The sequence below is a fragment of the Cupriavidus sp. DL-D2 genome (genome assembly GCF_039710735.1).
GTDB lineage: Bacteria > Pseudomonadota > Gammaproteobacteria > Burkholderiales > Burkholderiaceae > Cupriavidus.
Map to the genome: position 1 here is coordinate 21,884 of NZ_JBDKXK010000089.1, position 7,448 is coordinate 29,331.

Genomic DNA, 7,448 nt, shown 5'->3' on the forward strand with positions numbered 1-7,448 from the left:
GCTGGTTTAGCGCGGACGCGGCACGCTGCGGTCGGGCGCCGCGCGCATGACGCCAGCGGCGATCTCCTGCATCAATGCGTCGATGGCATCGATCTCGGCTTCGCCGAGGGCGGCCGGCATGCGCGTTGCGCCCCAGTCGCCGTAGATCAGCGCGATACAGCGATTGCGCATCTTGACGGGTGCCAGCACCACGGAGCGCGCGTCGGGCAATGCATCGCGATACCAGCGCGGCATGCGGTGCGCCACTTCAGGCTCGAACGTGTCCTCGATCAGCAGGGGCCGCGACGACAGGCCCGCGAAGTGGAAGACGTCGGGGACGAATCCTTCCTCGAACGACAGCGCCGGCAATGCCTCGCGCATGCCTTCGCCAAAGCCCAGCCGCGCGTGGAAACGCCGCGTCGCCGGGTTCAGCATCATCAGGAAGCAGCGCGAAAAATCCAGCGCGCGCATGCTGGTCTCCAGCACCATCGGCGCCAGTTGAGACACCGACAGGCCCGCACCTTCGCGGCGTACCTCGGCCAGACCTTGCTGCAGCCGCTCCAGCACGTGCACTGGCTGCGCACCATGCGGCGACACGCCATCGACAGGCGTGACCGTTTCCGCTTCGGTGATCGAGGTATTGAGCGTATCGGCCTGACTGACGGCCACGCCGACATCGCCGGGATTGAGGCCCAGCATCTTGGCGTGCGACATCAGCAGCGCCTCGACCGATTCCTGGGTGCCTTCGCGCACCATGGTCACCGCCGCTTCGGAGGAAACATGGGCGATGGCGGCAAGCCAGTCCGAATGCGTTTCGATGCGGGTGTCCGAGGAGATCGTGCGAGGTTTCATCGCATGGGCGATCAGCCCCGGCAGGCGCCATTTCGCGGCAGCGGCCTCGGCGATTTCCTCCAGCGAGACGCCAAGCACCTCCAGCGTGGCCTCGTTCTCCGTCATCGGATGCGCGGCGCACATGGCCTCCACGCGCTCCCATTCGTCGGGGAAGTAGAAGACCAGCAGCAGCCGGCTCATGTGGTACATCAACGTGCAGACGACGGCTTCCTCGCCCTCGTTGATGCCGCGTGCCTGGCTCAGTGCGCGCGTGATCTCGCCCGCCACCAGCACGCGTTGCAGCGCCTTGGCGGCCTGCGGGCGCTTGGGTGCCACGCCGTGGAAGTAATCGAGCAACTGGATGCCGAGCGTGAGGTGGCTGATTGCCTCCACGCCCAGGACCAGGATCGCGCGCGAGACCGTGGTGACCTCGCCGCCGAAAGAGCGGTACATGGCCGAGTTGGCCAGCCGGATCACCTTCTGCGACAGGCTGAAATCGGAGAGCACGCTCGTGGCCATCTCGCCTACGCTGAGATCGGCATTGAGCGTCTTGAAGATGTTGTCGACACAGTACTGCAGCGTGGGGAAGTCTCCCTGCTGCGCCATCCGTGCCCACAAGGTCTCGAAGAAGGCTGTCTTGGATGACATCAGGCAGCCACCCGTTGCGTGAAGACTTCACCCTGGCCCATGACGAGCGTGCCGTCGAGCACCGAGTTCTCGAAATCGGCCGGACTCAGGGCGCGCGCATAGCGCCAGCCCTGTACGAGATCGCAGCCCTGCGCCGCGAGCAGATCGCCTTGCGCCTCGGTCTCCACGCCCTCGGCGATGGCCACCAGGCCCAGCTCGCGCGCCAGCGACAGCACCGCGGAGACAATGGTCCGCGCGTGCGGGGAATCGATCATGTCCGCCACGAAACTGCGGTCCACCTTGAGTGCAGACAGCGGGAAGCGGCGCAGATAGGACAGGCTCGAATAGCCGGTGCCGAAATCGTCCACGGCAAAGCGGATGCCGAGCGCGCGCAGCGACAGCAGCAATTGCTCGGCCGCCTTCGGGTCGGTCATCAGCACGCTTTCCGTGATTTCCAGCACCAGACGGTCCGCGCCGATACCGGCGTCCTGGATGGCGGCGCGCACGCTGTCGAAGAAGTTCGGATGCAGGAACTGCACGGCCGATACGTTCACCGACATATGGCCCACGTGGATGCCCTGTGCATCCCAGGCCGCCAGTTGCGCGCAGGCGCAGCGCAGCGCCCAGGCGCCCAGATGCTTGATCAGGCCATTCTTCTCGGCCACGGGAATGAAGATGTCCGGGCGAATGGCTTCACCGGCATGCTCCCAGCGCATCAGCGCCTCCACCGCGCAGATCTTGCCGGAGTCCGGCCAGACGATGGGCTGGTAGTGCAGCAGGAATTCGCCGTTCTGCACGGCCTCGAACATGCTTTGCTCGATGCGGAACTGCTCGTCGAGCCGGCGATCGAGTTCGGACGTATAGACGCAGTAGCGGTTCTTGCCCAGCGCCTTGGCCTCGTACATCGCCAGGTCCGCGCGGCGCAGCCATTGCGATTCGCTCTGCGGCGCGCCGGCCGAATAGGCCAGCCCAATGCTGGTGGTGATGCGCACATGGCAGCCGCCCAGCAGGAAAGGCTGGCGGCAGACGTGGATCACGCGCTCCAGAATCCGCACGGCGTCGGCCTCGGAAGCCAGGCCATCGAGCAGCAGCACGAACTCGTCGCCGCCCAGGCGCGCCACGCTGTGCCGCGTGCGCACGGTGTCCTGCAGTCGGGCGCCCACTTCCTTGAGCAGCGCGTCACCGAACTCGTGGCCGAGCGAATCATTGATGTTCTTGAACCCGTCCAGGTCCATCAGCGCCAGCGCAAAGCCCTGGCCTGCCGCGTTGCCGGGCTGGGCAAGGCGTTGCCCGGACGTGTATTCCTCGATCCGCTTGCGAATATAGGCGCGGTTGCCCACGCCGGTCAGCGGATCCAGGAAGGCACGCTCGGTCAGTTCGCGCTGGGATTCCACCCAGTCGGTAATGTCGTGGCCGAAGAGCAGCAGGGTGCGGGCGCCATTGGACGCGGTGTGCTGGCTGACCCGGAGGTCGATCCAGTCCGGGCCGCCAATGCCGCCGGCCATGCGCACGCGCTCGCGGCGCGCGGCGCCATCGTGGGCGCAGCCATTCAGCATCTGGGCCACGCGTTCGCGGGATTCCAGCGCAACGAGGTCGAGCAACGACGCACCGCGCAGATAGTCGAGCGGGTACACCAGCAGATCGGCTGTGGTCTCGGTGGCTTCGAGAATCCGGCCCTGGGCGTCCACCCACATGGCCAGCGCGCCGGATGCTTCCAGCAACGCCCAGGCCTCGCCCCCGGCAGGGGTGGCACCGTGCGCACGGCGGTCGGCCGGCTCGGGTGCCAGGGCTACATCGTATGCAAGCGCGGTCATGTACTTTTTATGCCCGAAGTCCGGTGGACGCAGGATGGATATCGGATGGAATTGTCTGAAACTGAAATGCCGCCGCCTGTTTGACCCAAAACCAGTCCATGGCAAATGCATGCCCGGATCATGACCACTGGCTTTGACAGGCGGTGTGGCGCAACAGCGCCGATTCTAATACGAGGTTGCATACGCCTGTAGGCCGCGCTGCGTAACGGATTGCGGGAATCGGCGCCGCTACAACAGGCGGCTTGTCCGGCACACGCCATCCATGCACCGGGATTGACACGATGTAGTGAAATCCGTGACACTCGCTGCCATGACCTGTCTCGGCCTGCAATCCAACGCCATCGCCATCGCGATTATTCGCACCATTCCAAGAATGGTGGGTTAGCGCGCGTCCGAAACAGACAAACAAACCCGCCCAACGAGGCGGGTTTTTTGTTGCCGCCTCCTGGGTTCCACGCTTTCAGCCAGGAGTGCCGTATGCCATCGACCGCCCACGTTTCGACCGTCTCCCCGTTCTTGCATTCTGTGCCGGTTGCCGCCGATATCGGCGCGATCGATGCCGATGACTACCTGCGGCGCATCCTGACCGCCCGGGTCTACGACGTGGCGCGCGAGACGGTGCTGGAACAGGCATCGAGCCTCTCGGCCCGGCTCGGTCACCGCGTCTGGCTCAAGCGCGAGGATCACCAGCCCGTTTTCTCCTTCAAGGTACGCGGTGCCTACAACAAGATGGTCAACCTGCCCGCCGATGCATTGGCGCGCGGCGTGATCACGGCGTCGGCCGGCAACCACGCGCAGGGCGTGGCACTGTCCGCCGCGCGGCTGGGCGTGCGCGCCATCATCGTGGTGCCGCAGACCGCGCCACAGGTCAAGGTGGATGCCGTACGCGCCCACGGGGGCGACATGGTGGAAGTGGTGCTGGCCGGTGAGTCGTATTCCGATGCCTACGACCACGCCATGGTCTTGCAGCGAGAGCATGCGCTCACGTTCATCCCGGCGTTCGATGATCCCGACGTGATTGCCGGGCAGGGCACGGTAGGCATGGAGATCCTGCGCCAGCATCGCGGCGCACTGGACGCCGTGTTTGTGCCGATTGGCGGCGGCAGCCTGGCGGCGGGCGTGGCGTCCTATATCAAGGCGGTGCGGCCCGAGGTGCGCGTGATCGGCGTGCAAACCGAGGACTCCTGCGCCATGGCCCGCTCGCTGGTAGCCGGCGAGCGGGTGACGCTGGAAACGGTGGGGCTGTTCTCGGATGGCACGGCGGTCAAGCGCGTAGGGGAAGAGACCTTCCGGCTATGTCGGCATCTGCTGGATGGCGTGCTGACCGTGGATACCGACGCCCTGTGCGCGGCGATCAAGGACGTGTTCCAGGACACCCGCAGCCTGGTGGAACCGGCCGGCGCACTGGCCGTAGCGGGGTTGAAACAGTATGCGGAAGGGTTGCCCGAGGGATCGGCGCAATCGCTGGTGGCGATCACGTCGGGGGCGAACATGAACTTCGACCGGTTGCGGATCGTGGCGGAGCGGGCGGAGGGAGCGCGGTAAATTGCTACGGGTTTTCTCCCCTCTCCCACTGCGTGGGAGAGGGGAGTCAAACCGTCAAACCGTCAGACCTTGCTTGCCACAAAATCCTCGGCATCCACATCGTAGTTCGCCGGTTCCCAGCGGATCGCCAGCAGCGCCAGCAACCCCAGCAGCGGGGCCAGCGCGATCACCCAGAACACCTTGGTCGCCAGCGTGGCGGCCAGCACCGGGAACAGGAACAGCGATGCCGTGGAACTGGCGCGCATCAGCGTCTGGTTGAAGCCCACGCCCACGCCGCGCAGCGAGGTGGGGTAGCTCAGCGACGCGTATGTCATGGTATGCGCGCCGGGACCGAAGCCCTGGCCCAGCAGGAAGACCGCCAGGAACGAGATGGCGAGGGCGATCTGCGCCGTGCCGGCCGGCTTGCCGATCAGCGCCAGGCCGACCAGTGCGGCCAGCTGGAAGGCGTAGCCGGTCACGGTCAGCTTCCACGCGCCGGTCTTCGGCACAAGGTACACGCCGATCAGGCCGCCGACGAACGCGAACAGCAGGTTCAGCGCCAGCGAGATCAGGATCGTGTTCAGCATCGTCTGCGCCAGGAAGCTGGCGATGATGACGGGCAGGCCGAACGCCACTGCGTTATAGGCGAACGACGAGGCAATCGACATGATCGTGGCCAGCGTGGTCCGGCGCGCGTACACGCCCTTGAGCAGCAGGCCGTAGTTGCGCCACGAGGCCGGACGCTTGGGCGGCTCCACTACCGCGTCGGGCGCCACGGTGGCGTCGATGCCGTAGGACTTCCGCAGGATCTTGGCCGCGCCTTCGAGGTCGCCCTGGTTGGCGGCCCAGATCGGGGATTCGCTCATGTAGCGGCTGCGCACGGCGATGATGATCAGCGCGGGCACCGCACCGAAGCCGAGGATGATGCGCCACAGCAGACCGCTATGCGATTCCGGCAGGATCGAGTAGCAGCCGAGCACGAGCAGGTACGAGACGCAGATCGCCGCGTACCAGGTGGGGCACCACATGGCCACGCGCGCGGCCTTGTTGCCGTGTCCCTTCAGTTTCGAGAATTCCGCGAGGAACGCCATGGCCACCGGCAGGTCGATGCCGACGCCCAGACCCATCACAAAGCGCGCACCGGCCAGCACGTACTCGTTCGGTGCCAGCGCACAGGCGATGGCGGCAAAGACGAAGCAGAGCATGTCGGCCATGAACACGCGGTAGCGGCCGATGCGGTCGGTCAGGTAGCCGCCCAGGAACGCACCGACGATGGCGCCGAACGTGATGGCCGATGCCACCATGCCCGTGCCGGCCGGCGTGAGGTTGAATTCGCGGGTGACGTCTTTAAGGCCAAAGGCCAGCGCGCCGAGGTCGTAGGCATCCAGGAAGATGCCGCCGAGCGCGATGGCTACGACGATGCGCGCGTTGCTGACGGCCGCGCCGCCATCGTTGACGAGGCGGGTCACATCGGCGGCGGAACGGATGACGGCCTTCGATGGGGCCGCCGGGCTGGCCGCCGCCGTACTGGCGGGCGACAGGGCGAGATCGACTGACATGGTTTTGTAGTTTTGAGGGCTGGAATGGAATCGGAACGTTTCAGCGAAAGCCTCCCCAGCACTCCACCTATCTCGCCCCGACCAGCGGCGAATCGTACGACAACCCCTTGTTCAGACCAAATGCATTGTTGTTATATCTTTAGAACTGCACACATAGCGGGGTCATGGTGGAGCGACGATTGCAGGCAAGTTGAAAGGTTGCCCTTGCGAACGTGATGTACGATGACCGCCAGCTTTTTCACCGACAGGAGACATCGGGCATGACAACGCATAACAAGGTGGCACTGGTCACGGGCGCCGCCCGTGGTATTGGCAAGGCCGTGGCGCAGGCCATGCTGGCGGATGGTTATCAGGTGGTATTGGCGGGCCGCACCGCCGAAACGCTGCAGGCGCTGGCCGACGAGGCCAATGCTGCCGGGCAGACTGCGCTGGCCGTGCAATGCGATGTCAGCGACCCCGCTTCGGTGGATGCGCTCTACGCGAAGGTCCGCGAGCGCTTTGGCCGGCTCGATGTGCTGTTCAACAACGCCGGTGTCAATGCCCCGGCCTTACCCATCGACGAACTCTCGGTCGAACAATGGAAGGCTGTGCTCGATGTGAACCTGACCGGCGCCTTCCTGTGCGCACGTGGCGCGTTCGCGCTGATGCGTGCGCAAGACCCGCAGGGCGGCCGCATCATTAACAACGGCTCGATTTCTGCGCACGCTCCCCGGCCCAACACGGTGCCCTACACGGCGACCAAGCACGCGATCACGGGGCTGACGAAGAGTCTTTCGCTGGACGGACGCGCCTACGACATTGCCTGCGGCCAGATCGACATCGGCAACGCCGGCACCGACATGGCCAACCGCATGGCGCGTGGTGTGCCGCAGGCCAATGGCGAAATCCGCCCGGAACCGCTGATGGATGTGGCGCACATCGCCAGTTCGGTGCTGCACATGGCCAACCTGCCGCTGGCAACCAATGTGCAATTCATGACGGTGATGGCGACCAAGATGCCGTTTGTGGGGCGGGGGTAGTGGTTCGGTGTGCTCCCCTCTCCCGCTTGCGGGAGAGGGGCGGGGGAGAGGGCCAGCGGTTCAACTTGCGAAAAGTCGGCAAGCAGAACTTCCAG

Annotated in this window: 4 protein-coding genes and 1 pseudogene; 2 read left to right on the forward strand and 3 right to left on the reverse strand. The window is 65.4% G+C overall.

All coding sequences use genetic code 11. The features are described 5' to 3' along the window. Positions 1 to 6: 6 nt before the first annotated feature. Together ABDB81_RS28530 and ABDB81_RS28535 are read right to left on the reverse strand one after the other, a co-directional pair. Positions 7 to 1,458, reverse strand: a complete 1,452-nt coding sequence (locus ABDB81_RS28530; RefSeq protein ID WP_346814211.1) for an HDOD domain-containing protein — start codon at positions 1,456 to 1,458, stop codon at positions 7 to 9. Further along, positions 1,458 to 3,251, reverse strand: coding sequence for an EAL domain-containing protein (locus ABDB81_RS28535; protein ID WP_137927276.1), 1,794 nt, complete (start codon positions 3,249 to 3,251; stop codon positions 1,458 to 1,460). Before ABDB81_RS28535 ends, ABDB81_RS28530 begins: the two co-directional genes overlap by 1 nt. Positions 3,252 to 3,803: 552 nt before the next feature. Between ABDB81_RS28535 and ilvA the strand changes: the two are divergent. Then, positions 3,804 to 4,784: pseudogene (gene ilvA, locus ABDB81_RS28540) on the forward strand (threonine ammonia-lyase, biosynthetic); the annotation flags it as partial. Between the two features lie 74 nt (positions 4,785 to 4,858). Here ilvA and ABDB81_RS28545 read toward each other — a convergent pair. Then, entirely contained in the window at positions 4,859 to 6,334 is a 1,476-nt protein-coding gene (locus tag ABDB81_RS28545; RefSeq protein ID WP_137927274.1) for an MFS transporter, read from the reverse strand. A gap of 260 nt (positions 6,335 to 6,594) precedes the next feature. Here ABDB81_RS28545 and ABDB81_RS28550 point away from each other — a divergent pair, with 260 nt between their 5' ends. Further along, complete coding sequence (locus tag ABDB81_RS28550) at positions 6,595 to 7,353, forward strand: SDR family oxidoreductase (protein ID WP_137927273.1); 759 nt, start codon at positions 6,595 to 6,597, stop codon at positions 7,351 to 7,353. The last annotated feature ends 95 nt before the right edge of the window (positions 7,354 to 7,448 follow it).